The following is a 25525-nucleotide window of genomic DNA, read 5'->3' as shown; positions in this document are numbered from 1 at the left end:
GATGCTCTCCTTCGCCTATCCCTGGGTCGGATTGCTGGCGCCGCTGCCGCTGCTCGTCTGGTTCGCGCTGCCCGCCCATGCCGAACGGCGCGCCGGCCTGCGGGTGCCCTTCTTCGACAGGCTGGCGCGGCTGAGCGGAGAGCAGCCCTATTCCGGCGGCGTGGTCGCGCGCCGTCATCTCGGGCGCCTGCTGCTCCTGACGCTGGCCTGGTTCCTGACGCTCGCCGCGCTCGCCCGGCCGCAATGGATCGAACCGCCCCTGCATCACGATGTGCCGACCCGCGACCTGCTCGTCCTGGTCGATCTCTCCGGTTCGATGGACACCAAGGATTTCGTCGACGCATCCGGCAAGACTGTGGATCGGCTGACGGCGGTGAAGCAGGTGCTCGACGAGTTCCTCTCGCGCCGCAAGGGCGATCGCGTCGGCGTGGTCGTCTTCGGCGATGCACCCTTCGCGCTCGTGCCCTTCACCACCGATCTGGAGTTGTGCCGCACGATGTTGCGCGACACCGATGTCGGCATGGCCGGCCCGCGCACGGCCTTCGGCGATGCCATCGGCCTCGGGATCGGCCTGTTCGCCCATAGCACGGTCAAGGCCAGGACGATCATCGCGTTGACCGATGGCAACGACACGATGAGCAAGGTCCCGCCGGCCGAGGCCGCGCGCGTCGCCAGGGACAAGGGCATCGTCATCCATACGGTCGCAGTCGGCGATCCGCAGGCGGCGGGCGAGGACAAGCTCGACGAAGCCGCGCTGAAGGAGGTCGCGGATACGACCGGCGGCGGCTTCTTCCGTGCGCTCGACCGTGCCCAGCTTGCCGATATCTATCGCAGGCTCGACGAGATCGAGACCCGTCATATCGATACGGTGAGTTTTCGCCCGCGCCGCGACATCTACTGGGTGCCGGTGGCGGGCATGCTGGTGCTGAGCATGCTGGCCCAGGCGCTGTTCATTCTGCGGCGTCACCGGCGCCGGGGAGCGTCCGAGCCCGCAGCGATCGCGGGAGCGCTGCGATGATGGACGCACTCGGCGCCTTCCATTTCCTGCGGCCGCTCTGGCTTTTGGCGCTGCTCCCGGCGGCGGCGCTGTGGCTGATCGAGCGCCGCAGCTCCGACGCGTTGCAGCAATGGCGCCGCGTCATCGATCCGGCGCTGCTGCCCTATCTCCTCGTCGGCGCGGATCGGCACCAGCGCATCACCCCGTCGGACTGGCTCTTCCTCGCCTGGATCATCGCGACGCTCGCCGTGGCCGGCCCTGCCTGGCAGCGCGAGCCCTCGCCCTTCGCGCAGGCCAAGCCTGCCGTCGCGGTCGTGCTGAAGGTCACGCCCTCGATGCTGACGCAGGACCTCGCGCCGACGCGGCTCGACCGTGCCCGGCAGAAGCTCGCCGACATCATGGCCGCGCGCGAAGGGGCTTCGACGGCGCTCGTCGCCTATGCCGGCTCCGCGCATCTCGTGCTGCCGGCGACGCCGGATAGCAGCGTCGTGCTCGATCTCGCCAAGGCGCTCTCGCCGCGCATCATGCCGAAGGAGGGCGACGATCTCGCGGGGGCGCTGAAGCTGGCCGGGCGCGCGCTCGCAGGCAGTGCCGATGGCGGCTCGATCCTGGTCATGGCCGATACGATCGCGCCCGAGGCGGTCGTCGATCTCGGTCGGATCAAGGGGCCGGCCGTGACGCTGCTCGCCCTGGTCCCGCCGGAGGTCGATACGAGCGGCGTGGCCGATGCGGCGCGGGCTATGGGCGCCGCCACGATTCCGACCACGCCGGATCAGACGGACGTCGCCGCCGTGGTGCGCCGCCTCGACAGCGGCGATGCCGCTGCCAGCGTCGCGGGCGAGGGCGAGCATTGGCGGGAAGCCGGCTACTGGCTGGTCCCCTTGCTCGGTCTGCTCAACCTGCTCTGGTTCCGCCGCGGTTGGGTGCTGACATGAAAAGCGCCCGCTCACTGTGGTCTTCTCCCTATGCGGCCATCGCGCTTGTTGCGATCCTGGCACTGTCGGCTGCGGCATATCGGATCGGCTGGCGCGATCTCTGGCTGACGCCCGATCAGCGTGGTCGGCTGTTGATGAGCCGCAGCCGTCCGGCGGATGCTGCGAAGGCGTTTCGGGATCCGCTCTGGCGCGGTGTCGCGCTGTTCCGGGCCGGGGAATTCAAGGAAGCGGCGCAGGCCTTCGCCGCGCGCGATACGGCCGAAGGCGCCTTCAATCAGGGCAATGCGCTGGTGATGCTCGGTCAGTACGATGACGCGATGAAGCGCTATGGCCGGGCGCTGGCGCTGCGCCCCGATTGGCCGGCGGCGGTAAACAACCGCGAGATCGCCCGTATCCGCGGCGAGCGGAAGAAGACGGAGGGCGGCGAGACCGGCAACACCGACGACAAGCCCGACGAGATCGTCTTCGACAAGACGAAGAAGGGCGGCGAGGATTCGACGGTCGAGGGCGAGAAGCCGATGTCGGACGAGCAGGTCCGCGCTCTCTGGCTGAAGCGCGTCCAGACGCAGCCCGCCGATTTCCTGCGGGCCAAGTTTGCCTATCAGCTCCAGTCGCAAGCGGAGGGAGCGGCGCCATGAAGCTCGCCATGGCGTTCGTCTGGACGCTGATCCCGGCTTTGGCCTGGGCGCAGGCCCCTGCGGGCCAACCGGTGATCCGCACGACGATCAGCCCCGCTCAGGGCATCGTGATCGGCCAGCCGGTGCGGCTCGACGTTCAGGTCATGTTTCCGGGCGAGATGCTTCATCCGCCGCGTGTCAGCGTTCCCGAGGCACCCGGCGCGCAGATCCTGCGCTTCGAGACGCAGGCGACGACGATGCGGGACCGGATCGACGATCAGGACTATGTCGGCCAGAGCTTCGAATTCATCGTCTTTCCGCGCCGCGGTGGCGAGATAGCCGTTCCCGCGCCGAATGTGACGCTGCTCGATCGCAATGGCGATTCCGTCGGGGCGGCGAAGGGCGAGCCGATGCGGATCGCGGTAACGGTGCCGCCCGGTCTCGATCCGTCTGGTCCGGTGCTCGCTGCCGACGGCGTCAGCGTCGCGCAGAGCTGGTCGCCGGATCCCCGGACCGCGCAGTTCAGGCCCGGGAGCGCGCTTGTGCGGACCATTCGGCGGCAGGCGGATGGCGTGCCGGCGCTCGGCATGGCCGAGTTCACATTCGCCGCGCCTGACGGCGTGCGCATCTATGCCGATCCGCCGGTCGTCGAGGATCGCAGCGAGCGCGGTGCCGTCGAAGGCCACCGCACCGACAAGGTCACCTATGTCTTCGAGAAGGCTGGAGCCTATGATCTGCCGGCGCTGACGCAGCCCTGGTGGAGCCTCTCGGCCAAGCGGGCGCGGACGGAAACTCTGCCCGGCGTCGCGGTGACGGTCGCAGCGCCGGCGGGCCGTCCCGAAGTTCGCTTGGGTTGGACGTCGAGACCTCTATGGCTCGCAGCCGGCTTCATTCTCGCCGCACTCGCTCTTGGTTTGATCCTGCTGCGCGGGAGGTTGGCCGCGCTCTGGCAGCGGGCCGAACAGCGCCACCGCGCATCGGAAGGCGCGGCGCGACGGGAGCTGGCGCGTACAGCCAGGGCCGGAGATGCTTCAGCGACCTACTGCGCGCTCATTCAATGGCTCCAGCGTCTGCCGGCCGAACAGCAATTACATGCGCGTTCGACCGGCGAACTGGGCTCGGCCATCGCGTTGCTCGAGCGCAGCCTCTTCGGCGCAGGCCCGACCTGGGATCGCAAGATGGGGGAACGGCTGGCGGGTGCGGCAGTCGCCTTTCGCAAGCGGAGCGACGGCTCATTGCGAGGCTCCGGGAATTCACTGCCACCACTGAATCCAACTGCTTGGAGCGCGAGCATGAACAAAGCGTCCAGCGATGTCCGGCCTTGATCTCTTCGCCTGGATCGTCCTGATCGTGCTGGCCGCCAGCACGGTCTTCGTCATCGTCTTCATGGCGATGTGGCCCGGCATGGTCGCAAGACGACGCAACCATCCCTGGGCCGAGGCGGTGGCGATCGGCGGCTGGATCACGCTCTTCTTGGGCTTCGTGCTCTGGCCGGCCGTGCTGATCTGGGCCTATGTCGATATCCCCGCGAGGCCGGAGCGCGCATCCTCCGGAGCGGAGGCCGCGCGATGATCGTCGTCCTCCTCAACGCCTATCTCGCCCTGCTCTTCATCCTGGTGAAACTCAGGATCGTGCCCTTCAACTCCTTCTGGAAGGTCTCGCCTGTCCTTGTCTTTCTGCTGCTGCTCATCGGCCTTTTCATCCCGATGGGCTGGGGCGCGCCGCAGGGCAGCGTGCTTGTCGTCCGCAACTCCGTCGCGATCGTTCCCGATGTCGCCGGCGAGGTGATCGACGTTCCCGTTCAGGCCAATCAGCCGTTGAAGGCGGGCGACATCCTGTTCCGGATCGATCCGACGCCTTTCCAGTCGCAGGTCGACGCCATCCAGGCGCAGCTTTCGCTCCAGGAGACGCGCCTTGTCCAGATGACGCAATTGCAGAGCCAGGGCACCGGCCGCGCCTTCGATGTCGAGGAGCGCCAGGCCTCCGTGGCTCAGCTCCGGGCCCAGCTCGACGGCGCGAAATGGAATCTCGACAAGACGACAGTCCGCGCGCCGGCCGACGGTTATGTCACGAATGTCGCGTTGCGCAAGGGCGCTCGCGTCTCCAGCCTGCCGCTCTCGCCGGTCATGGCCTTCATCGACACGGCAGACACGATCACGGGGGTCGAGATCAACCAGGTCGATTCGCGCTATCTCGCGCCGGGCCAGCCGGTTGAGCTCACCTTCAAGATGACGCCGGGAACGGTCCAGGCCGGCAAGGTCGAGAGCATTCTGCAGGCCGTCTCGACCGGACAAGTCCAGACCTCGGGTGCCGCCGTTACGCCGAGCGCGATCAGGGCCGCTCCTTTCGTGGTGCGCGTGAAGCTCGACGACGAAGCCTTCGCCCGTTCTCTGCCGGCGGGCAGCACAGGCACGGCGGCGATCTTCACCGACCGCGTCAAGCCGGCCCATCTGATCCGCAAGGTCCTGCTGCGGCAGATCGCGATCACCAACTACATCAATCCATTCTGAAGCGAGGAGACCATGATGAAGCACGTTGCAAAAGCTCTTTCCCTGCTCGTGGCGATCCTGATGCTGGCGCTGCCGGCCAGCGCGCAGCAGGGCAATCTTGGCCCGGCGACGGGCAGGGTCCATATCGAGCAAGTCCAGGTCGCGTTCATCGGCTCTGGCCAGGTGGGTGGCGGCACGCTCAACTTCCGCAAGCGGAATTACGGCATCACTGTCGGAGGCCTCGGCGTCGGCGGCATCGGCGCATCGAAGCTGACGGCGAACGGAACCGTCTATGGGCTGACCCGGCTCGACGACTTCCCGGGCGCCTATCTCCAGCTGCGTGAAGGCTGGGCGCTTGGCGGCCAGGGGCGCGGCACGCTCTGGCTGCGAAACGACAAGGGCGTGACCCTGAAGCTGGCCACCCGCCGCAAGGGGCTGCAGCTTTCGCTGGGCGCGGACGGCGTGCTGATCGGCTTCAAATAACGAGAAAACCCGCGCAGATCAGGGTCTGCGCGGGCCGACTTCCCGGATCGACCTCCGCACCGAATGCGGGGTGGCCGGGCGTCCTCGCCTCGGCCTCGTCGGCGGTCTTCCTCAGCCCTGAGCCGGTGCCGGCGCCGCGGGAGCGCGCACCAGCGGCACCATCTGGTCGCCCCAGTTGCCGCTGCCGTCATGAAAGCGGGAGGCGCGCACCAGCTCGATCGAAATGCCCGCCTCGACCGCGCGTTGGACGGCCTCATTGAGGCGGTGAACCGCATCCGCAAGGCGGTGGATGGCGCGATCCTCGGTGGAAAGTTCGGCCTTCGGGACGATCTTGAATTCCGGCTGGGACATGACGGCCTCCCTCTGGTTGATGGGGCAGAAGCCGGCGCGGGAGCGCGCCGGCCGATTGGATCAGGCGGCGGCGAACTGGTTCATGGTGTTGGCGTGGCCGCCCGCCTTCAGCGCGCGCTCGCCGGCGACCATTTCCTTGAAGCTGTCGCCGAGATCGGAGCCGACTTCGTGCTGGTGCTTCACCGCCGAGATCCCGCGCCGGATTTCCTCGCGCTGGACGGTGTTGACATAGGCCTTCATCCGGTCCGCCCCGAAATAGCCGCGGGAGAGCTCGTCGACGCTCTTCGCGGTGAGGTGGAAGGTCGGCAGCGTGATCAGGTTGTGGAAGACGCCGGCCTCGGCCGAGATATCGACCTGGAAGCGGGCGAGCCTTTCATCGGCCTCGCGCCCCAGTTCGCTGTCGTCGAAATCGGGGCCCATCAGCGCATTGTTGTCCGGGTAGTCCCCGGCCTTGATGCGATCGTCCTTCAGCCACTCGGCCCGGACCTGCTTGCGCAGGTTCAGCGTCCAGTTGAAGGAAGGCGAGTTGTTGTAGGCGAGCTTGGCGCTCGGTGCCGCCTTGCGGATCTCGGCCACCATCGAGGCGATCTCGTTGACGTTGGGCGTGTCGGTCTCGATCCAGAGCAGGTCGGCTCCGCCGTCGTTGATGAAGGCGATGCAGTCCTCGATGACGCGCGCGCGCCCCGAGCCTTCCTGGAACTGGAACAGGCCGTTGGGCAGCCGTGCCGGCTTGACGAGCTTGCCGTCCTTCCAGAGCGCGACGTCGCCGTCGCGCAGCGGCGCCTCGGCCGTCACCGGCTCGGTCTTGAGCCATTTCATATACTCCGCCGCGAGGTCGCCCGGCTGCTGGCTGACCGGGATCTTCTGGGTGAGGCCGGCGCCGAGACTGTCGGTGCGGGCGACGACGACGCCGTCGGTCACGCCGAGCTCCTCGAAGGCGAGGCGGCAGGCGCGCAGCTTCTCGATGAAGTCCTCGCGCGGCACCGTGACCTTGCCGTCCTGATGGCCGCACTGCTTGGCGTCGGAGACCTGGTTCTCGATCTGCAGGCATGAGGCCCCGGCCCTGATCAGCTCTTTCGCGAGCAGATAGGTCGCATGCTCGTTGCCGAAGCCGGCATCGATATCGGCGATGATCGGCACGACATGGGTCTCGAACGCGTCGATGGCCGCGATCGCCTCGGCCTCGGCCTTGGCGTCGCCCGCCTCCCGCGCCGTCTTCAGCGCACGGAACAGGTCGTTCAGCGCGACCTCGTCGGCCTGGCGCAGCGAGACATAGATCTCCTCGATCAGGTCGGCGACCGCCGTCTTCTCATGCATGGATTGGTCCGGCAGGTGGCCGAAGCGGTTGCGCAGGCCGGCGATCATCCAGCCGGAGAGATAGACATACGCGCCCTTGGCCGTGCCGCGCAGCCGCTTGACCGACTTGATCATCTGCTGGGCGTGGAATCCCGACCAGCAGCCAAGCGATTGCGTGAATTGCGATGGGTCGGCGTCGTAGATCGCCATGTCGCGGCGAACCACGCTCGCCATGGCGCGGGCGATGTCGAGATGCGTGTCGAAGCTGTTCTGCTGCCGCAACTGCACGATGTCATCCACCGCGACGCCGCCGGGGCCGAAGCCGGAGGGATAGCGGGCGAGAAGCTCGGCCCTCAGTTCCGAATAGGTTTTGCGCGGAGCCGCCTGCGCCTTGGCGGCGGTGTTCGTCCCGCGATGTCCGGCGACTGGGTCGAAACCGATCACATCCATTGCGAAAGCCCTCTCGTTTGATAAGAATAACTCACACAATATTCGCTATTGCTGCGGCGCAAAATGACTGAAAATGTGAAATAATGCGAATGGCATAGGACGTGTTTGCGAATTTTGCGAATGGAACTTGCCTATGAAGAAGGTCTTTGCGGGCGTCCGCCTCAAGCGCCTGCGCGAAGAGCGCGGCTTGACCCAGCTTGCGCTCGCTCAGGCGCTCGAGGTGTCGCCGAGCTATCTCAACCAGATCGAGAAGAATCTGCGCCCGCTGACCGTCCAGGTGCTGCTGAAGATCAACGCGGTCTTCGGCGTCGACGTCCAGCTCTTCTCGGAAGGGGATGAGGCGCGGATGGTCGCCGACCTGCGCGAGGTCTTCGCCGATCCGGCCAATGGCGATTCCGTGAGTGTCAGCGAGATCCGCGAGGTGGTGGAGAACATGCCCGCGCTCGGCCGGGCGGTCGTCGCGCTGCATCGGCGCTACCGCAACGCGCTGGAGCGGGCCGATGCGATGGCGGGCGAACTCGGGCTCGGCAGCGGCGGCGAGGCGACCTTCCGGGCGCTGATGCCGCATGAGCAGGTGCGGGACTTCTTCTACGCGCACCACAATCATTTTTCCGAACTCGACGAAGCGGCGGAGCGCATCTTCGAAACGGCGGATTTGAAGGTCGGGCAGGTGGCGGAGGGGCTAGCCCGCCGCCTCGATCGCCGGCATGGCGTCCGTATCCAGCTCTCCAATGACATGGCGGGGCAGGCCCAGCGGCGCTATGACCCGAAGGAGCGCCGGCTTCACCTTTCGGCTCTCCTCGATCCCGGACAGCGCGCCTTCCAGATAGCCACGCAGATCGGCTTCCTGGAAATGGAGGAGGCGATAGGGCGGCTGGCCGAGGAGGCTGCGGCCGGGGCGGCGGAGGTGCACGCGCTCGCCCGCATTGGCCTCGCCAATCACTTCGCCGCGGCGCTGCTCATGCCCTATCGCACCTTCCTCGATGCAGCGGAGGCCGAGCGCTACGATATCGACCGCCTCGCCCGGCGTTTCGGCGTCGGCTTCGAATCCGTCTGCCACCGCCTGTCGTCGCTGCAGCGGCCGGGGGCGCCGGGCGTGCCGTTCTTTTTTGTCCGGGTCGACCGGGCCGGCAATATCTCCAAGCGGCAATCCGCGACCGATTTCCACTTCTCGCGGGTAGGCGGAACCTGTCCGCTCTGGAACGTCTACGAAGCCTTCGCGCAGCCCGGGCGCATTCTGACGCAGACTGCGCAGATGCCGGACGGGCGGACCTATCTCTGGATCGCCCGCACCGTGAACGACGCGGTTGGCGGCTACGGCGACATCGGCAAGACCTTCTCGATCGGGCTTGGCTGCGATATCCGCCATGCGAGCCGCCTCGTCTATTCGAAGGGCCTCGATCTGGGCGACCCGAGCGCGGCGACGCCGATCGGCGCCGGCTGCAAGGTCTGCGAACGCTCGAACTGCCCGCAGCGGGCTTTCCCGCCGATCGGCAAGCCGCTCGCCATCGACGAGCGCATGCACGGCTTCGTGCCGTACAACGCCGTGTAAGGCCTTTCATACTGGGCGTGGCGAGGCCTTGGGCTCGCGTTGCGGTATGCCTGCCGGGCCGACGGTGGCGATGATCGAAGGCGCCGAATGAAGGGCATAGCGACCTATTGACACCGGAACAGCGTTGGCCACTAGATCTGGTGGTCGATGGTCTCTCGAATCGCAAGATCGAGAGCTAAGAGGGAAGCCGGTGCGAAGCCGGCGCTGCCCCCGCAACTGTAAGCGGCGAGTTCACGTCCACGATTGAGTCACTGAGACCGCAAGGTCTTGGGAAGACGGGACGAGAGCGCTGACCCGCGAGCCAGGAGACCTGCCGCGACACCATGAACGTCCACGGGCGGGGTGTCCCGGTGGTGCGCTTGGCAGGTCGCGGCCTTGTGGTGCCGCGCGCCTTCTCGACGCAACCGCTCTGGCCTTTGCCCCCAACATTTGGGGTTGATGCCATGTCTCTTTCTCTTGAAGCCGAGCGGCCGGTTGCCGTTTCTCCGGCCGCCGATCCTGTGGTGGCCAAGGCCGCGGCTAGCGAACCCGGCTACCAGGTCATTCGCCGCAACGGCGCAGTGACGCCGTTCGACCCTTCGAAAATCTCGGTCGCGCTGACCAAGGCGTTCCTGGCGGTCGAGGGATCGAACGCCGCCGCTTCGCGTCGCATCCACGAAGCCGTCGCGGAAATGACCGACCAGGTCGTCGCCGGGCTGACCCGTCGCGCCGCGAACGGCCGCACCTTCCATATCGAGGACGTCCAGGATCAGGTGGAGCTCGCGCTGATGCGCGGCGAGCACCACAAGGTCGCTCGCGCCTATGTGCTCTATCGTGAGGAACGCGCGCGCGAGCGAGCCAAGGCGCTGTCTGAAGCGAAGCCTGCTAAGTCGGCCGCACCAGCCTTCCGAATGAAGCTGGCCGATGGCGCGATGGTGCCGCTGGATTCTGCTCGCCTCGACAAGGTGGTGCGCGAGGCCTGCGCCGGTCTCGATGGTGTCGCGGCCGAGCCGATCCTGACGGAAACCCGCCGCAACCTCTATGACGGCATTTCGCTCGACGAGCTGGCGCTGGCGCCGATCCTAGCTGCCCGCACGTTGATCGAGAGCGAGCCGAACTACGCCAAGGTCTCGGCCCGCCTGCTGCTCGACAAACTGCGCCGCGAGGCGCTCACCTTCGTCCAGGGTCATACCGAGCAGGCGACGCAGGAAGAGATGGCCGCCGGCTACGGCGACTATTTCGCGGCCTACCTCAAGACCGGCATCGAGAACGAACTGATCGATCCCGAGCTCGGCCGCTTCGACATTGTCCGTATCGCTACGGCGCTGAAGCCGGAGCGCGACCTGCAATTCGACTACCTCGGCTTCCAGACGCTTTACGACCGCTACTTCCTGCATGTCCGTGGCAACCGCTTCGAGCTGCCGCAGGCCTTCTTTATGCGCGTCGCCATGGGCCTCGCCATCCGCGAGATCGACCGGGAAGCGCGGGCGATCGAGTTCTACGACCTGCTGTCGTCCTTCGATTTCATGGCCTCGACGCCGACCCTGTTCAATTCGGGCACGCTGCGTCCGCAACTCTCCTCCTGCTTCCTGACCACGGTCGCCGACGACCTCGACGGCATCTTCAAGGCAGTGAAGGACAACGCCCTGCTCGCCAAATATTCCGGCGGGCTCGGCAATGACTGGACGCCGGTGCGGGGCTTGGGCGCCCATATCAAGGGCACCAATGGCGAGAGCCAGGGCGTCGTACCGTTCCTCAAGGTTGCCAACGATACAGCCATCGCGGTCAACCAGGGCGGCAAGCGCAAGGGCGCGGTCTGCGCCTATCTCGAGACCTGGCATGTCGATATCGAGGAGTTCCTCGACCTCCGCAAGAACACCGGCGACGACCGCCGCCGCACCCATGACATGAACACGGCGAACTGGATTCCCGACCTGTTCATGCAGCGCGTCGAGGCGGGCGGCGACTGGACGCTGTTCTCGCCCGACGAGGTGCCGGACCTGCACGATCTCTATGGCAAGCCGTTCCGGGAAGCCTACGAGACCTATGAGGCGAAGGCCGCCCGCGGCGAGCTGCGTGTCCATAAGAAGTTGAAGGCCGTCGATCTCTGGCGACGCATGCTGACCATGCTGTTCGAGACCGGCCATCCCTGGATCACCTTCAAGGACGCCTGCAATCTCCGCTCACCACAGCAACATGCCGGAGTGGTGCATTCATCCAATCTTTGCACCGAGATCACCCTCAACACCTCGGCCGACGAGGTCGCGGTCTGCAATCTCGGCTCGGTCAATCTCGCCGCCCACGTCGGCCCCGACGGGCTCGACCAGGCTCGGCTGGCGCGGACCGTGAAGACGGCGATGCGCATGCTCGACAACGTCGTCGACATCAATTTCTACACGATCCCGGAAGCGCGCCGCTCGAACCTGCGCCACCGTCCGGTTGGGCTCGGCATCATGGGCTTCCAGGACGCGCTCCAGACGCTGCGCCTGCCGACGGCGTCGGAGGAGGCCGTCGCCTTCGCCGATACGTCAATGGAGGCGATCAGCTTTCATGCGATCTCGGCCTCGGTCGATCTTGCCGCCGAGCGCGGCCGCTACCCGAGCTTCGAGGGTTCGCTCTGGTCGAAGGGCATCTTGCCGATCGACTCGCTCGACATCCTCTCGGAAGCCCGCGATCGCGATGCCGAGCTGGATCGCTCGGCGACGCTGGACTGGCAGGGCCTGCGCGAGCGGGTGAAGACCACCGGCATGCGCAACTCGAACACGATGGCGATCGCGCCGACCGCGACGATCTCGAACATCGTCGGCGTCTCGCAGTCGATCGAGCCGTCCTACAGCCAGCTCTACGTCAAGGCGAACATGTCGGGCGACTTCACCGTGGTGAATGCCGGGCTCGTCCATGACCTGAAGGCGAGGGGGCTCTGGGACGAGGTGATGGTCTCGGACCTCAAATACTACGACGGCAAGGTCAGCCAGATCGACCGCGTCCCGGCGGACCTGAAGGCGCTCTACGCGACCTCCTTCGAAATCCCGACCGAGTGGCTAATCCGCGCCGCCGCCCGACGCCAGAAATGGATCGACCAGGGCCAATCGCTGAACCTCTACATGGCGCAGCCCTCCGGCCGGAAGCTCGACGAGGCCTATCGGCTGGCGTGGCGGCTGGGCCTGAAGACGACCTATTACCTGCGGGCGCTGTCGGCGACCCACGTCGAGAAGTCGACGCTGAAGGGCACCGACGGCAAGCTCAATGCGGTCTCGGCCACCGTGCCGGTCGCTGCCAAGGCCGCCGCGCCAATCATCATCGACATCCCGCTGGAAAACGGCGTGGCCGTGCCAAACGCCTGTTCGATCGACGATCCGACCTGCGAAGCTTGCCAGTAACGGCCGCCTTCATCGCAATCCGCGTCATCCTCGGGCGAAGCGAAGCGCAGACCCGAGAATCTCCGGCAGGACGAGGCGCTAGAGCCTCCTCGGCAAGAGATGCTCGGGTCAAGCCCGAGCATGACGCCCCGCACTCCATTGAACGGAACATCCCATGCTCGACTGGTCCGACACCAAGCCGGCGGCCCCGGCCAATCCCGCCATCCTGACCAACCCATCGCCTGTCGTCGATGCCACCGGCCTCGGCGAGATCGACCGCAACGGCGGACGCGTCACGGTCGACGACAAGCGCATGATCAACGCGCGCGCCGACGTGAACCAGCTCCTGCCGCTCAAGTACAAATGGGCCTGGGAGAAGTACCTCTCCGGCTGCAACAACCACTGGATGCCGACCGAGGTCTCGATGCAGGCCGACATCGCGCTGTGGAAGTCGAAGGACGGGCTCAGCGAGGACGAGCGGCGCATGCTCAAGCGCAATCTCGGCTTCTTCGCGGCGTCCGAGAGCCTCGTCGCCAACAACATCGTGCTGGCGATCTACCGCCACCTGACCAACCCGGAGTGCCGGCAGTACCTGCTGCGCCAGGCCTTCGAGGAGGCGATCCACACCCACACCTTCCAGTACATCGTCGAGAGTCTCGGCTTCGACGAGGGCGAACTGTTCAACATGTATCGCGAGGTGCCCTCGATCACCGACAAGGCGGCCTGGGCGCTGAAGCACACGCAGAGCATCGAGAACCCGGAGTTCTGCACCGGCACGCCGGAGAACGACCAGGCCCTGCTGCGCGACCTGATCACCTTCTACGTGATCTTCGAGGGGATGTGGTTTTACACGGGCTTCGCGCAAATCCTCTCGCTCGGCCGGCGTAACAAGATGGTGGGGATCGCCGAGCAGTACCAGTACATCCTGCGCGACGAGTCGATCCATCTGAACTTCGGCATCGACGTCATCAACCAGATCAAGATCGAGAACCCGCATCTCTGGACCAAGGCCTTCCAGGACGAGGTGCGCGGCATGCTCCGGGAAGCCGCGGAGCTCGAAGCCGCCTATGGCCGCGACACGATGCCGAGGGGCTTCCTCGGGCTGAACGCCGCGCTTTGCGAGCAGTACATGCACTTCATCGCCAACCGCCGCTGCGCCCAGCTTGGCCTGGCCGCAGTCTTCGCCGAGGCCGAGAACCCGTTCCCCTGGATGAGCGAGGCGATGGACCTGAAGAAGGAGAAGAATTTTTTCGAGACCCGCGTCATCGAGTACCAGAACGGGGGCGCGCTGAGCTGGGAGTGAGGATGACCGGCGAGGCGACCGAATATGGCGGCGCCGCCGAGTTGGCCGTCGAGCGCATCATCGCGGAACACATGCTCGGAAACGAACCAGCGGCGGAACCGAGCGGGCTCGCATCGGCGGCGCGCCGAGCTTCCCGATGCCCGGGGCTCGCCTGAGCGGATCAATGCGCTCCTGGCCAATTGCGAGCGGAGAAGCCGACGCAGCCTGCGACCGCAAAGCCATTTGATCTCGGCCGCGTCGGTGATATCGAGGCATCGGAGGTCGATGCTTTGAGCCATCGCAGCGGATCTGATGTCAGGAGCTGGGTCGCGATTTTCGCGGCCTATCTGCTCGTGATCCAGGCCCTGTTCGCTGGCTTCGCCGCCGGTACATACGCCAATGCGCTCTCGCTCGACCGCACACTCGCGTTGACGCACTGCGCGCCGGGCGGCGATGTGCAGACGGGAAGCGATCATGACAAATCGCAGAGCCATGCCGGCATGAGCTGCTGCACGGCCGGCTGCCCAATGCTCGCTGGAGCCGATCCGGCGCAGCCGGAATTCCAGCTACTGCTGCATCGGCCGGTCGATCAGGTCGCCTTCGCTCGCCGGCTCGACCGGCCCGTCGGATTCCTGTCCGAGCATTCTCTCGCTAACCCGCGCGCGCCTCCGGCTATCGTCTGAGCCGCCGTCCGGCGCCCTGAGCGTCCGCGACGGCTGACTTCAGCCTGCCGCCGGCCGTTGTGACGCGCTTCATAGCCCGATCCGACGCCGGCACGGCGCGGATTCGGTGCCATGCCATCCCATCCCCCGGCTCGCCTTGCGGGCTGCTTCGCGACAGGCGCGCTCGCAGCCGCCATCGCGCTCATCGATGATGTCCTGGGCGGACGCGAGCGGCCACTTGCCGCCGCTGGGTTGCCGCATGGCGCATCTCTTCCGCACTGTCGTTCCCCGCTTTTCCCAATCCGGCGGGCTGCCAGCCTGTCGCAAACCGGCCGACGAAACGGCCTCAATCAGCAAGGGCAAGCATCATGAAATATCTTCTCGCAGTGGCCGGCCTCATCGCTGCCGGCCCGGCTTTCGCGCATATCACGCTTGAAGGCCCCTCAGCCGCCCTCGGCTCGACCTACAAGGCGGTGCTCCGCGTACCGCATGGCTGCAAGGGCGCGGCGACGACCAAGGTCCGCGTCCAGATTCCGGAAGGCGTCATCGCCGTGAAGCCGATGCCGAAGCCGGGCTGGACCCTCGAGACCGTCAAGGGCAAGTACGACAAGTCCTACGACTACTACGGCACGCCGACTTCCGAGGGCGTGAGGGAAGTGGTCTGGAGCGGCGGCAAGCTGCTCGACGAGCATTACGACGAGTTCGTCCTGCGCGGCTATCTGACCAAGGATCTGAAGGCCGACACGACGCTCTATATGCCGGTCGTGCAGGAATGCGAGGGCGGCGCCGTCGAGCGCTGGATCGAGATTCCGGCCGCCGGGAAGGTAGCGGACGATTACAAGTTCCCGGCGCCGGGCGTGAAGCTCACCCCCGCGAAGTGACCGCTTGGCGGCGGGGCGCATCCTGCGCTCCGCCGCGAGGATTAGCCATGTCAGTCCGATTCCGCCGCTATTTGCTGCTGCTTCTCCTTGCTCTGGTTGGCGCCGGGGCGCCCGGTCTCGCCTGGGCGCATGCGGCGCTGAACCGTGCCGTTCCGGCCGATGGCAGCGTGCTCGTGGCTCCGCCGGGGCAGATTGATCTCGTTTTCAGCGAGCCGGTCTCGCCGCTTGCGCTGAGGCTGCTCGGGCCGGATGGCGCAGCCCGCATACTCGATCGCTTCGCGCTGAAGGACGGCACGGTCGTGATCACTGCTCCGGCCGGACTGGTGAGCGGCACCTACGCGCTGAGCTGGCGCGTCGTCTCGGAGGACGGCCACCCCGTCGGCGGCACGTTGGTGTTTTCGATCGGTGCGCCCAGCAGCACGGCGCCCGAGACCGGCGAGCAGTTCGATACGAGCGTGCGAATGCTCGTCTGGCTGAGCCGGCTGGGTCTCTATCTCGGATTGTTCCTCGGCTGCGGCGCCGCTGCGAGTGGGGCATGGGTCGGCCCGCTCCCCGGCTCGGCGAGGCGCTTCGCCACCGTCATGACCGTGCTCGGCCTGATCTGCGTGCCCGTCGCTTTGAGCGCGCAAGGCCTCGACGCGATGGGGGCTTCGCTCGTTGCCTTCTTCCAGCCGGCGATCTGGAAAGCCGCGGCGTCGACCAGCTATCTCTGGACCGCCGTCGGCGCGGCCATGGCCCTGGCCATCGCCTTCGTCGGAATCCAGCTGCGTGGAACGGCGGCGGGCGTAGCCGGGCTTCTCAGCGCATTGCTGGCCGGGGTTGCCCTCGCGAGCAGCGGCCATGCCAGCGCCGCCCATCCACAATGGCTGATGCGTCCTGCCGTGTTCCTGCACGCGAGCGCGATCGCCCTCTGGACAGGCGCGTTGCTGCCGCTGTCTCTGGCCCTGCGGATCAAGGCAGGTCGTGGCGCACTGCGGCGATTTTCCTCCGGGATTGCGGTCGTCGTCGCCGCGCTTCTGCTCAGCGGATTCGTTCTGGCCGTCGTGCAGGTCGAAACGCCGGCGGCGCTGCTGTGGACGGCTTATGGCCGCGTCCTGCTCGCCAAGCTTGCCCTTGTCGCTGTCGTCTTCACGCTGGCCGGTTTCAACCGCTGGCGCCTGACGCGGCGGACCGAGGCCGGCGACCTCATCGCCGCACGCGTCATGAGGCGTGTCATCGCTGCCGAGCTTGCTGTGCTGGTCGCGGTCCTGGGCACCGCTGCGCTCTGGCGCTTCACGCCGCCGCCGCGCTCCATTCTGGCGGCGCAGACGCAGCCAGCCTTGGTCCATATCCACACCATGCAGGCGATGGCGGACGTCACCGTCTCGCCCGGCCGGGTGGGACGGGTCTCGGTCGATGTTGTGCTGATGAACGGCGAGTTCGGTCCGCTGCCCGCCAAGGAGCTCAGCCTCGGCTTCAGCAACCCCGCGGCCGGGATCGAGCCGATCGAGCGGCGCGCGCGTCTTGGGGAGGACGGCATCTGGCGGGTGGATGAGCTGAACCTGCCGGTGCCTGGCCGCTGGGAGGTCGAGCTCGAAATCCTGATCTCCGACTTCGAGATGCGCCGGATCAAGGACGCCGTCCTGATCCGGCCATGAGTTTCAAACCGCGGACGACAGGAGCATTCCATGAACAAGCGCATTCACTATGTGGCTCTGAGGGCGATGTGACGAGGTGCTCTACCGGAACGGGGGCGAGTATTGCAGTCCGCCTTCCATCCAGAGGGCGTTGGGGCCCCGCTGGAGCTTCATGGGCGAGCTCATGCCGAGATTGCGCTCGAAGCTCTCGCCGTAATTGCCGACCGCGGTGATGATCCGAACGGTCCAGTCGGCGGTCACGCCGAGACCTTCGCCATATTTCCCGTCCTTGCCGAGAAAGCGGCGGATCTCGGGATTGGCTGAAGTCTCCGCCAGCTCCCTGACATTCGCCTTGGTCACGCCGAGCTCCTCCGCATTGATCAGGGCGAACAGGGTCCAGCGTACGAGATTGAACCAGGTATCGTCGCCGCTGCGGACCCAAGGACCCAGCGGTTCCTTCGAGATGATCTCGGGCAGCACGACATGTTCGCTTGGGTCTCGGAACTTGAGCAGATTCGCAGAGAGCGCAGAGACGTCCGTGGTGTAGGCGTCGCACCGTCCGGACTCGTAAGCCTTGAGAGCATCCTCCGCCGTGCCGAAGGCCGCGACCTCGTATTTCATCTTGGTGCGGCGGAAATAGTCGGCGAGGTTAAGCTCGCTCGTCGTGCCCTGCGCGACGCAGATCGATGCTCCGTCGAGTTTGCTCGCGCTGGCGACCCCGAGCTTCTTCGGCACCATGAAGCCTTGCCCGTCATAGTAGTTCACGCCGGTGAAGGTGACGCCCTGGCCCGTGTTGCGCGCCAGCGTCCAGGTGGTCGTGCGCGGCAGAACGTCGACCTCTCCCGCCTGCAAGGCGATCAATCGGTCCTTGGAAGTCAGCGGTACGAAGGAGGCTTTCTCCGTATCGTTGAAGATTGCGACGGCGAGTGCGCGACAGATGTCGATGTCGAAGCCCTGCCAGCGGCCATTGGCGTCCTGGGTCGAGAAGCCGGCGACGCCTGTGCTGGTGCCGCATATGATTTTGCCGCGATCTCGAATCGTCTTGAGCGTATCCGCGGCAGCCGGCTGCGTGGCGAGACACGCCGCCACGAGGGCTGCGCCGAGCCCGGTGAAAACCATCTTCATCGTACTTCCCCTTCTTTTTGTGTTCCAGACGCCGTCTTCGGGCAAAGTTCTCCCGATCACGGCGCGAGCCTCGCGCCGTGTCTTCGTCGTCCCCGGCTTGGCTTTGCTTCTTGTCAGGCAGCCTTGTTCGCGGGGGCCTGTCCGAGGACCGAAAGCAGTCGGCTCAGGTCGGCCCACAGCTCCTCCGGATCTTCGAGGCCGATGCTGATGCGCAGCAGCGGACCTTTGGCCGTCCAGTTCGTCGCGGTCCGATCCTGCACGACCGCCTGCGGCGCGACGAGGCTGCGCGTGCCGCCCCAGGAGGCTCCGATCGCGAAGATGCGCAATGCGCTCAACGCCGCGCTCATGGCGTCGTCGTCGACAGGCTTCAGCACGAGGCTGAAGAGCCCCGAGGACCGCCCCATATCGCGCTTCCAGATCGCGTGGCCCGGGCATGACGGCAGGGCCGGATGCAGCACGCGCTCGACCATGGGATGATCGACGAGCCGGCGCGCGAAATCCTCCGAGACCTTCCCCATATGGGCGACGCGCAGGCCCATGGTCTCGATGCCGCGCAAGGCGAGCTGGCATTCGTCCGGCGAGACGCCGACGCCGAAGCCGCGCAGGATCTCCTTCATCTTCTGGCGCAGCGCCATGTCCTTGACGGTGATGGAGCCGAGCAGCAGGTCGGAATGGCCGCCGACATATTTGGTGAGCGCCTCGCAGGCGAAATCGGCGCCATACTCCAGCGGCTTGAAGATCAGCGGCGTCGCCCAGGTGTTGTCGCAGCCGACGAGCRCGCCCTTSGCCTTGGCGGCAGCCACGATGGCGGGCACGTCCTGCACCTCCATCGTATTGGAGCCGGGCGACTCGACCCAGACCAGCTTGACGGTCTCGTCGATGAGATCGGCGATGCCGGCGCCGATCAGCGGATCATAGACGCCATAGGCGATGCCGCGCGGCGCCAGATATTCGGCGCAGAAACTGCGGACCGGCGGATAGACATGGTCGGGGATCAGGACCTTGTCGCCGGGCATCAGCACGGACAGCATTACGAGAGTGACGGCCGCCTGCCCTGAGGGCACCAGCACGGTGCGGACACCATCGTGCAGGACCGTCAATTGCGCTTCGAGCGTGCGSGTCGTCGGCGTGCCGTGCAGRCCRTARGTATAGCCGTCGAAGCCGCGATACTTGCGGGCCATGAAGCTTGCTCCGTCCGGATAGACGATGGTCGAGGCGCGATGCGTCGGCACGGCGAGCGAGGCATAGCCCTCCTCGTCGACGGCCGGGTGATGAACGCAAAGTGTCAGGTCGTGCATGGTCGTTTTCCCTTGTCGGGCTGATACTCAAAGCTTTGGAAATTGGCGGCAATCGACCGGAGGGTATCGAGCGATGCCGGGATGTTATGGATTCGGAGGGTCGGCCCGCAGCGCACGCGTGCATTAAGCTGCTCGCGACGGGCGAGATGGCGTCATTGACGCCGTGGCGGACCGTCCGGCCGATACAATCTCGACATCCGGCGCTGGCAGGCCGGCCTGACGCCGGCCACAGGCCCATCGACGCGGCGCGTAGCCTCGGATTGAACCTTCCGGCAGTGTGTGTGGTGCTAGCGCCGCATATCCTGAAACAGGGCGAGAAATCGATCCTGTGCAGGCAGCATGTCCATTCTCGCCAACTCGCGATCACGCGGTTGCCGGCCTGCGAGGCCTTCCGCATTCTGCGGAAAGAACTGGACCGCCGGTGTGCCGATGATCCCGTAACGGGCGGCAAGCCGCTTTTCGGTCAGCCTTATCCCATCGAAATCCGTCACCTCGCGCGAACCCAGGATGTTCAGGTGCAGGATGGCGAAATGGTCGCGGATATAGGTCTCGATCGAGGGGTCGGCCATGCAGACCTCATGCATTCGCCGGCAGGCGGGGCAGTTGCGCAACCCCCACAGGATCGCAAAGCGCTTGCCGTCTCGCGTCGCCGCTCCGAGATCGTCCGCGAGATCCAGAAAGCTCTCGAGATACCAGTCGAACGCGTAGAGGCCGTCCTCGCCGAGCCGCGCCTTGCCGAAGACCGGCCGCAGGTTCGACGCGGCGAGGGCCGCGCCCAAGGCCGGGGCGAGCAGGTCTCTTCTGGTGATCATGGGCAGCCTCCCGCGGCAGGCTTGGAAGTCGCTGGTATAAACATATGAATATGACTATGTTGTCGATATGATTGCAAGCTGGTGGCATGGGGGGAAGATCGCTGCGGCAGCCTTTGTGCTGTCGGCCCAATCCCTCGCATCGGCAGGTGCTGCGGAACTTGTCATGTACCGGCGCAACGGCTGCCCGTTTTGCGTCCGCTTCGAGCGCGAGGTCGCGCCGGTCTACGCCAAGACGCGCGAAGGCGCGCTCGCCCCGTTGAGGCGCATCGATCTTTCGGCAGGAGGAGTGCGAGATGCTGGCCTGCGGGAGCCGGTCATCGCGACGCCGACCTTTGTGCTGGTCGACGATGGCCGTGAAGTCGGCCGCATCACCGGCTATCTGAACGACGATATGTTTTGGGGTTTGCTCGGGCAGCTCTTAGCTGGCATGGACAAGCGCGATGGCAAACCGAAGCCTTGAGATGGGGGCAGAATGACCGCGATCGTCTCGAAAGCGCTCGAAACCGAGCTGCGCGACGGCGCCGAATTCTCGCCGGAGCTCGATCAGCTCATGCGCAAGGCGCGCAAGGCGAGCGATTTCCTGAAAGCGCTCTCGCATGAGAATCGGCTGCTGCTGCTGTGCCTGCTGGCCGAGCGCGAAAGGACGGTGACGGAGCTTGAGAACCTGCTCTCGCTTCGTCAGCCGATGGTTTCTCAGCAATTGGCGCGGCTCCGGCTGGATCAGCTCGTCACGACGCGGCGCGACGGCAAGGCGATGTATTACAGCCTCGCCAATGACGATGTCCGCCGCGTGATCTCGGTCATCTACGATATCTTCTGCGGCACCGGCGCAAGCGAGACGACCAAGCCGTGAGCCCGTTTCCGGCGGACCGGCTGCTCGGACCATGACGGAGTTCTCCGCCTGGGGCGCAGCGCTGGCGGGCGTCGCAACTGGAGCGGTCTGCGGCTTCACGGTCCGGCGCGCGCGGCTGTGTTCCTTCGGCGCGGTCGAGGATGCCTGGATCGGCGGGGATACGCGCCGGCTGCGCATCTTCGGGCTGGCCCTGGCGGTCGCGCTCGCGGGAACGCAGTCTCTGGTCGCTCTCGGCCTGCTCGACCCTTCCAGCTCGACCTATGTCCAGCCCGCCTTGCCATGGCTGTCGATCATGGTCGGCAGCACGCTGTTCGGGCTCGGCATGGCGTTGGTCGGAACCTGCAGCTTCGGCTCTTTGGTACGGCTTGGTGCCGGCGATCTGCGCAGCCTGATCGTCATGATGGTGTTCGGCTCGGTGGCCTATGCCACGTTGCGCGGAATGCTGGCGCCCGTTCGTATCGATGTCCTCGAAAAGGTCGCCTGGCCGCTGCCGGGCCAGATCAAAGGCAATCTCGACAGCGTGCTGGACTATTTCGGGTTTCCGCACTCCCGGCTGCTTTTGACGCTGCTCGGAGCCGTCTTGCTCGGAACGCTGGTCTGGATCGATCCGCGGCTGCGGCGGTCGCCTCGCCTGCTCATCGCCGGGGCGACGCTGGGGTTGGCGGTTGTGGCGGGCTGGTGGGTGACGGGCGTTGCGGTCGATGCTTTCGAGCATGTTCCGCGCGCCCAGAGTCTGACCTTCGTTTCGCCTGTCGGCCGCGCCCTTTACGCCGTTCTGACGGCGCCGGCGGCGCTGCTCGAATTCGGCATCGGGACGCTGGCCGGCGTCGTGCTCGGTTCCTTCCTCTCCGCGCTCTATGACAGGGAGTTTCGTTGGGAAGCGTTCGATGACGATCGCGAAATGCGCCGCCATCTGCTGGGTGCCGTGCTGATGGGCGGCGGCGGCGTGCTGGCAGGGGGATGCACGATCGGGCAGGGGATTTCGGCCGGTTCGATGATGGCGCTTTCCTGGCCGCTCGCGATCGCGGGCATGATGATCGGGGCAAGGATCGGCATCGCCTTTCTCATGGAAGGCTCGCTCAGAGGGCTTCTGCCGAGACGCTGACACCGGCTTCGCTTCCGCAATAGAGGCGGTGAAGCGTTTCGAGAATGGCCGCCGCCTCCACGCTCGCCAGGGAAAACATCACGGAAATCCCGCGCCGGCGCGCGGCGATCAGGCCGAGCCGCCGCAGCTGAGCGAGGTGCGACGCGACGCCGGCCGAACTCAGGCCCGTGACGCCCGCCAATTCGGCGGCTGCAGCCTCGCCCTCGACGAGCCGGCACAGGATGGCCAGCCGCCGCGGATTCGCCATGGCCCCGAGCAGGGCGGCAGCTTTCTCGATTGGCGGCGCCGTCAGGCCGGCTCCGGAGGCGAACGTGATTGACATATTCTAATTTCGATATATATCGACTATTGCATATCAAATAGACCCGGAGCCTGACATGGTCAATATCGGTTCTCGCGATCGCATGCTGCGCTTCATTTTCGGCGCCGTGCTCGTCGCAGCCGCCTTCGTACCGCCGCTGGCCGGTTGGGCCGCGCCGCTCGGAGCCTGGAAATACGCGCTCACCGCGTGGGGTGCGGTGATGCTCCTGACGGCGACCATCCGGCATTGCCCTGCGTATGGTCTGCTTGGCATCAGCACTTGCAGCGCGGGGCGTTCGTCATGATCGCGACCAGCTTTACGCCGTTCGCCTCGCTTGCCGGCGGCGCCCTGATCGGCCTAGCGGCCGTCGCGCTGATGCTGTTCCAGGGACGCATCGCCGGTATCAGCGGTATCGTCTCGCGTCTGTTGCCGCCGGAGCGCGACGGGCAGACCTCCGGTCGCGTCGCGATGGTCCTGGGGCTGGTGCTGGCGCCTCTCGCCTATGCGGCGCTTGCCGGGGTCTGGCCGGTGCCTCAGGTGAGCGTGGCGATGCCGGTGCTCGCGGCTGCGGGGCTGTTGGTCGGCTTCGGTTCGGTCTGGGGCAATGGCTGCACCTCCGGACACGGCATCTGCGGGCTCTCGCGGCTCTCGCTGCGCTCGCTCATCGCGGTAGCGACCTTCATGACGACGGCGATCGCGACCGTCTTCGTCGTCCGGCACCTGTTGTGAGCCGACCATGTCGATTCTGATCCAATTCCTCGTAGGGCTGGTCTTCGGTCTCGGCCTGATCCTGGCCGGCATGTCGGACCCGGCCAAGGTCCTGGCCTTCCTCGATCTCGGCGCCATACCGCGCGGAATGTGGGATCCGAGCCTGATCTTCGTGATGGCCGGCGGCATCGGCGTGACCCTGGTCGGTTATCGTCTCGTGCTGGGCCGGGGCCGCCCGCTGCTCGCGGAGCGCTTCGCATTGCCAGCAGCGAACCGGCCGGACAGGCGGCTCGTCACCGGGGCGGCGCTGTTCGGTATCGGCTGGGGGCTCGCCGGCTTCTGCCCGGGCCCGGCTCTCGTCGCCACCCTGACCGGCGGCCTGCCCGCTCTCGTCTTCATCGTGGCGATGCTCGCCGGGATGGCTCTCGCGCGGCGGCTAGCCGCAAGCCCGGCAACACCGCCGACCGCGCCGGCTCACCGCAACTGAGGATCGATCCCATGCAAGGCATTCCCCATCCCGTCGACCTCGCGACCAGGCCCGAGGTCACCGCCTTCTTCGACAGGGCGACCAACACAGTCAGCTATGTCGTGAAAGACCCGGCCTCGACCGCCTGCGCAGTGATCGATTCCGTCATGGATATCGACTATGCCGCCGGCCGCATCTCCTATGAGTCCGCCGACGCGATCATCGCCTTCATCCGCGAGCGCGGGCTTCTCCTCGAATGGCTGATCGAGACCCATGTGCATGCCGACCATCTCTCGGCCGCGCCCTATATCCAGGGCAAGCTCGGCGGCAGGATCGGGATCGGCGACCGGATCACCGTCGTTCAGGAAACCTTCGGAAAGATCTTCAACGAAGGCACCGAATTCCAGCGCGACGGCAGCCAGTTCGACCGGCTCTTCGCCGATGGCGACACCTATGGCATCGGGGGATTGACCGCCTTCGCCATGCATACGCCCGGACATACGCCGGCTTGCATGACACATGTCATCGGCGACGCCGCCTTTGTCGGCGACACCTTGTTCATGCCGGATGGCGGGTCCGCGCGCGCCGATTTTCCGGGCGGGGATGCGCGCACGCTCTACCGCTCGATCAAGCGGGTCCTGGCGCTGCCGCAGCAGACGCGGCTGTTCATGTGCCATGATTACGGTCCCAATGGCCGTGAAATCCGCTGGGAAACCACGGTCGCCGAGCAGCGCGAGCACAACGTCCACGTGCGCGACGGCATCGGCGAGGATGAATTCGTGGAGAAGCGCGAGGCGCGCGACCGCACGCTCGACATGCCCAAGCTGATCATCCCGTCTCTGCAGGTGAACATGAAGGCAGGCGAACTGCCGAAGGCCGACGACAGCGGCAAGCGCTTCCTCAAGGTGCCGCTCAACGTGCTCTGAGCCGCCCGCGACCCACTCCGGGGGCCGGTTCACGGGCTCCCCGACCTTGCCCAGAGAGAGAGCGGATGGCGCCGGACTCGGGAGGATGACCATGCAGATCGAATGCATCGACGATACCCTGTTGGGATCGGGAGGGATCGGGCGGGCGGACGCCGCAAAGCCGGAGCTCGCGGCATGATCGCGACGCCCGATATCGCCTCGGTCGGATCCGGCTCGCTGGTCGGCTTCGTTCTCGGCCTCATTGGTGGCGGCGGTTCCATCCTGGCCGTGCCCCTGCTGGTCTATGTCGTCGGCGTGGGCTCCCCGCATATCGCGATCGGCACCAGTTCGGTCGCGGTGGCGCTCAGTGCATTTTCCAACCTCGTCGGGCATGCGCGGGTGGGCAATGTGCGCTGGCCCTGCGCGCTTGTCTTTTCCGCCGCCGGCATCGCCGGAGCCGCTGCCGGCTCGGCCATCGGCAAGCGCTTCGACGGGCAGAAGCTGCTTTTGCTGTTCGGGCTGCTGATGATCGTGATCGCGGTCATGATGCTTGTTCGCAAGAAGGGCGATGGCGTCGCGTTCCAATCGCTCGGCCGGGCGACGGCCAGGACGCTGTTGCCGAGGTTGCTCGGCATGGGCGGGCTTGTCGGCGGCCTGTCGGGGTTCTTCGGAATCGGAGGCGGTTTCCTGATCGTGCCGGGTCTGATGGGTGCGGCGCGGATGCCGATGATCATGGCAATCGGCTCTTCGCTCGTCGCGGTCACCGCTTTCGGGATCACAACGGCAGTGTCCTATGCGCTGTCAGGCCTGGTCGATTGGCGCATTGCCGCCCTCTTCGTCGCCGGCGGGATTGTCGGCGGCATCGGAGGGACGCTGCTCGCGCATCGGCTCGCAGCCGGCAAAACGCTGCTCACGCGTGTCTTCGCTGGCATTGTCGCGCTGGTGGGGCTCTACGTCGTGTGGAGCGGCTATGGCGCGGTGTTCGGCGGGGTTGCCACCTGAT

Annotated in this window: 28 protein-coding genes and 1 riboswitch; of the genes, 22 read left to right on the top strand and 6 right to left on the bottom strand. The window is 66.2% G+C overall.

Annotated features, from left to right (window positions below; translation table 11 throughout):
- Window position 1: 1 nt before the first annotated feature.
- Genes AC1DEZ_RS16760 through AC1DEZ_RS16730 form a run of 7 tightly spaced genes read left to right on the top strand, consistent with a single transcriptional unit; the run spans window position 2 to window position 5521 of the window.
- A complete protein-coding gene (locus tag AC1DEZ_RS16760) occupies window positions 2-1018 on the top strand; it encodes a VWA domain-containing protein (protein ID WP_476780066.1) in 1017 nt (338 codons plus the stop codon).
- Window positions 1015-1932 (top strand): VWA domain-containing protein, encoded by a 918-nt coding sequence (locus AC1DEZ_RS16755; RefSeq protein WP_476780065.1) that lies wholly within the window; start codon window positions 1015-1017, stop codon window positions 1930-1932. The genes AC1DEZ_RS16760 and AC1DEZ_RS16755 overlap by 4 nt, the downstream gene beginning before the upstream one ends.
- On the top strand, window positions 1929-2570 hold the full coding sequence (locus AC1DEZ_RS16750; protein WP_476780064.1) for a tetratricopeptide repeat protein: 642 nt from the start codon (window positions 1929-1931) through the stop codon (window positions 2568-2570). The genes AC1DEZ_RS16755 and AC1DEZ_RS16750 overlap by 4 nt, the downstream gene beginning before the upstream one ends.
- Window positions 2567-3874, top strand: a complete 1308-nt coding sequence (locus AC1DEZ_RS16745) for a BatD family protein (protein ID WP_476780063.1) — start codon at window positions 2567-2569, stop codon at window positions 3872-3874. The genes AC1DEZ_RS16750 and AC1DEZ_RS16745 overlap by 4 nt, the downstream gene beginning before the upstream one ends.
- Window positions 3861-4121 carry a DUF3302 domain-containing protein gene (locus AC1DEZ_RS16740; protein WP_476780062.1) on the top strand — a complete coding sequence of 87 codons (261 nt, stop codon included), beginning with the start codon at window positions 3861-3863 and terminating at the stop codon, window positions 4119-4121. Before AC1DEZ_RS16745 ends, AC1DEZ_RS16740 begins: the two co-directional genes overlap by 14 nt.
- The gene (locus AC1DEZ_RS16735; protein WP_476780061.1) at window positions 4118-5059 is read left to right on the top strand and encodes an HlyD family secretion protein; all 942 of its coding nucleotides are present in this window, start codon (window positions 4118-4120) and stop codon (window positions 5057-5059) included. The genes AC1DEZ_RS16740 and AC1DEZ_RS16735 overlap by 4 nt, the downstream gene beginning before the upstream one ends.
- A 15-nt stretch (window positions 5060-5074) precedes the next feature.
- Window positions 5075-5521, top strand: coding sequence for a hypothetical protein (locus AC1DEZ_RS16730; protein WP_476780060.1), 447 nt, complete (start codon window positions 5075-5077; stop codon window positions 5519-5521).
- Window positions 5522-5632: 111 nt separating this feature from the next.
- Here AC1DEZ_RS16730 and AC1DEZ_RS16725 read toward each other — a convergent pair whose 3' ends face one another.
- Window positions 5633-5872 carry a hypothetical protein gene (locus AC1DEZ_RS16725; RefSeq protein WP_441509896.1) on the bottom strand — a complete coding sequence of 80 codons (240 nt, stop codon included), beginning with the start codon at window positions 5870-5872 and terminating at the stop codon, window positions 5633-5635.
- A gap of 60 nt (window positions 5873-5932) precedes the next feature.
- Window positions 5933-7618 carry an isocitrate lyase gene (locus AC1DEZ_RS16720; protein WP_476780059.1) on the bottom strand — a complete coding sequence of 562 codons (1686 nt, stop codon included), beginning with the start codon at window positions 7616-7618 and terminating at the stop codon, window positions 5933-5935.
- 133 nt (window positions 7619-7751) lie between these two features.
- Between AC1DEZ_RS16720 and AC1DEZ_RS16715 the strand changes: the two genes are divergently transcribed.
- From AC1DEZ_RS16715 to AC1DEZ_RS16685, 7 genes are all read left to right on the top strand, one after another.
- The gene (locus tag AC1DEZ_RS16715) at window positions 7752-9170 is read left to right on the top strand and encodes a short-chain fatty acyl-CoA regulator family protein (RefSeq protein ID WP_441509894.1); all 1419 of its coding nucleotides are present in this window, start codon (window positions 7752-7754) and stop codon (window positions 9168-9170) included.
- Between the two features lie 130 nt (window positions 9171-9300).
- Window positions 9301-9502, top strand: a riboswitch (cobalamin riboswitch).
- 111 nt (window positions 9503-9613) lie between these two features.
- Window positions 9614-12529 carry a ribonucleoside-diphosphate reductase subunit alpha gene (locus AC1DEZ_RS16710; RefSeq protein ID WP_476780058.1) on the top strand — a complete coding sequence of 972 codons (2916 nt, stop codon included), beginning with the start codon at window positions 9614-9616 and terminating at the stop codon, window positions 12527-12529.
- A gap of 154 nt (window positions 12530-12683) precedes the next feature.
- A complete protein-coding gene (locus tag AC1DEZ_RS16705) occupies window positions 12684-13811 on the top strand; it encodes a ribonucleotide-diphosphate reductase subunit beta (protein ID WP_476780057.1) in 1128 nt (375 codons plus the stop codon).
- 2 nt (window positions 13812-13813) lie between these two features.
- On the top strand, window positions 13814-13966 hold the full coding sequence (locus tag AC1DEZ_RS16700; RefSeq protein ID WP_476780056.1) for a hypothetical protein: 153 nt from the start codon (window positions 13814-13816) through the stop codon (window positions 13964-13966).
- Window positions 13967-14080: 114 nt separating this feature from the next.
- Entirely contained in the window at window positions 14081-14473 is a 393-nt protein-coding gene (locus tag AC1DEZ_RS16695; protein ID WP_476780055.1) for a hypothetical protein, read from the top strand.
- Window positions 14474-14817: 344 nt separating this feature from the next.
- Window positions 14818-15333 carry a YcnI family copper-binding membrane protein gene (locus tag AC1DEZ_RS16690; RefSeq protein ID WP_441510116.1) on the top strand — a complete coding sequence of 172 codons (516 nt, stop codon included), beginning with the start codon at window positions 14818-14820 and terminating at the stop codon, window positions 15331-15333.
- A 47-nt stretch (window positions 15334-15380) separates the two neighbouring features.
- On the top strand, window positions 15381-16970 hold the full coding sequence (locus tag AC1DEZ_RS16685) for a copper resistance CopC/CopD family protein (protein ID WP_476780054.1): 1590 nt from the start codon (window positions 15381-15383) through the stop codon (window positions 16968-16970).
- An 81-nt stretch (window positions 16971-17051) separates the two neighbouring features.
- On the opposite strand, the gene AC1DEZ_RS16680 is transcribed toward AC1DEZ_RS16685, so the two are convergent.
- The 3 genes from AC1DEZ_RS16680 to AC1DEZ_RS16670 form a co-directional block, all read right to left on the bottom strand.
- Complete coding sequence (locus AC1DEZ_RS16680) at window positions 17052-18074, bottom strand: amino acid ABC transporter substrate-binding protein (protein ID WP_476780053.1); 1023 nt, start codon at window positions 18072-18074, stop codon at window positions 17052-17054.
- A gap of 113 nt (window positions 18075-18187) precedes the next feature.
- Window positions 18188-19372 carry a trans-sulfuration enzyme family protein gene (locus AC1DEZ_RS16675; protein ID WP_476780052.1) on the bottom strand — a complete coding sequence of 395 codons (1185 nt, stop codon included), beginning with the start codon at window positions 19370-19372 and terminating at the stop codon, window positions 18188-18190.
- 287 nt (window positions 19373-19659) lie between these two features.
- Entirely contained in the window at window positions 19660-20184 is a 525-nt protein-coding gene (locus tag AC1DEZ_RS16670; protein ID WP_476780051.1) for a thioredoxin family protein, read from the bottom strand.
- Between the two features lie 67 nt (window positions 20185-20251).
- Between AC1DEZ_RS16670 and AC1DEZ_RS16665 the strand changes: the two genes are divergently transcribed.
- Genes AC1DEZ_RS16665 through AC1DEZ_RS16655 form a run of 3 tightly spaced genes read left to right on the top strand, consistent with a single transcriptional unit; the run spans window position 20252 to window position 22142 of the window.
- Window positions 20252-20644: a thioredoxin fold domain-containing protein gene (locus AC1DEZ_RS16665; protein WP_441509887.1), complete on the top strand. Its 393-nt coding sequence runs from the start codon at window positions 20252-20254 to the stop codon at window positions 20642-20644.
- 12 nt (window positions 20645-20656) lie between these two features.
- Entirely contained in the window at window positions 20657-21037 is a 381-nt protein-coding gene (locus AC1DEZ_RS16660) for an ArsR/SmtB family transcription factor (protein WP_476780050.1), read from the top strand.
- Between the two features lie 31 nt (window positions 21038-21068).
- A complete protein-coding gene (locus tag AC1DEZ_RS16655) occupies window positions 21069-22142 on the top strand; it encodes a YeeE/YedE family protein (RefSeq protein ID WP_476780049.1) in 1074 nt (357 codons plus the stop codon).
- Here AC1DEZ_RS16655 and AC1DEZ_RS16650 read toward each other — a convergent pair.
- Entirely contained in the window at window positions 22117-22464 is a 348-nt protein-coding gene (locus tag AC1DEZ_RS16650; RefSeq protein ID WP_476780048.1) for an ArsR/SmtB family transcription factor, read from the bottom strand. The genes AC1DEZ_RS16655 and AC1DEZ_RS16650 overlap by 26 nt on opposite strands.
- A 55-nt stretch (window positions 22465-22519) precedes the next feature.
- On the opposite strand from AC1DEZ_RS16650, the gene AC1DEZ_RS16645 reads away from it, so the two are divergent.
- The 5 genes from AC1DEZ_RS16645 to AC1DEZ_RS16625 all read left to right on the top strand — a co-directional run bounded on the left by AC1DEZ_RS16645 (window position 22520) and on the right by AC1DEZ_RS16625 (window position 25524).
- On the top strand, window positions 22520-22747 hold the full coding sequence (locus AC1DEZ_RS16645; RefSeq protein ID WP_476780047.1) for a YgaP family membrane protein: 228 nt from the start codon (window positions 22520-22522) through the stop codon (window positions 22745-22747).
- Window positions 22744-23172, top strand: coding sequence for a YeeE/YedE family protein (locus tag AC1DEZ_RS16640; RefSeq protein ID WP_476780046.1), 429 nt, complete (start codon window positions 22744-22746; stop codon window positions 23170-23172). Before AC1DEZ_RS16645 ends, AC1DEZ_RS16640 begins: the two co-directional genes overlap by 4 nt.
- A gap of 7 nt (window positions 23173-23179) precedes the next feature.
- A complete protein-coding gene (locus AC1DEZ_RS16635; RefSeq protein ID WP_476780045.1) occupies window positions 23180-23638 on the top strand; it encodes a DUF6691 family protein in 459 nt (152 codons plus the stop codon).
- Window positions 23639-23649: 11 nt separating this feature from the next.
- The gene (locus AC1DEZ_RS16630; protein ID WP_476780044.1) at window positions 23650-24543 is read left to right on the top strand and encodes an MBL fold metallo-hydrolase; all 894 of its coding nucleotides are present in this window, start codon (window positions 23650-23652) and stop codon (window positions 24541-24543) included.
- Window positions 24544-24717: 174 nt separating this feature from the next.
- Complete coding sequence (locus tag AC1DEZ_RS16625) at window positions 24718-25524, top strand: sulfite exporter TauE/SafE family protein (RefSeq protein ID WP_476780043.1); 807 nt, start codon at window positions 24718-24720, stop codon at window positions 25522-25524.
- Window position 25525: the final 1 nt, after the last annotated feature.

This window comes from Allobosea sp. 10L422 (assembly GCF_056395345.1).
This window is presented reverse-complemented; position numbering and strand designations above follow the sequence as displayed.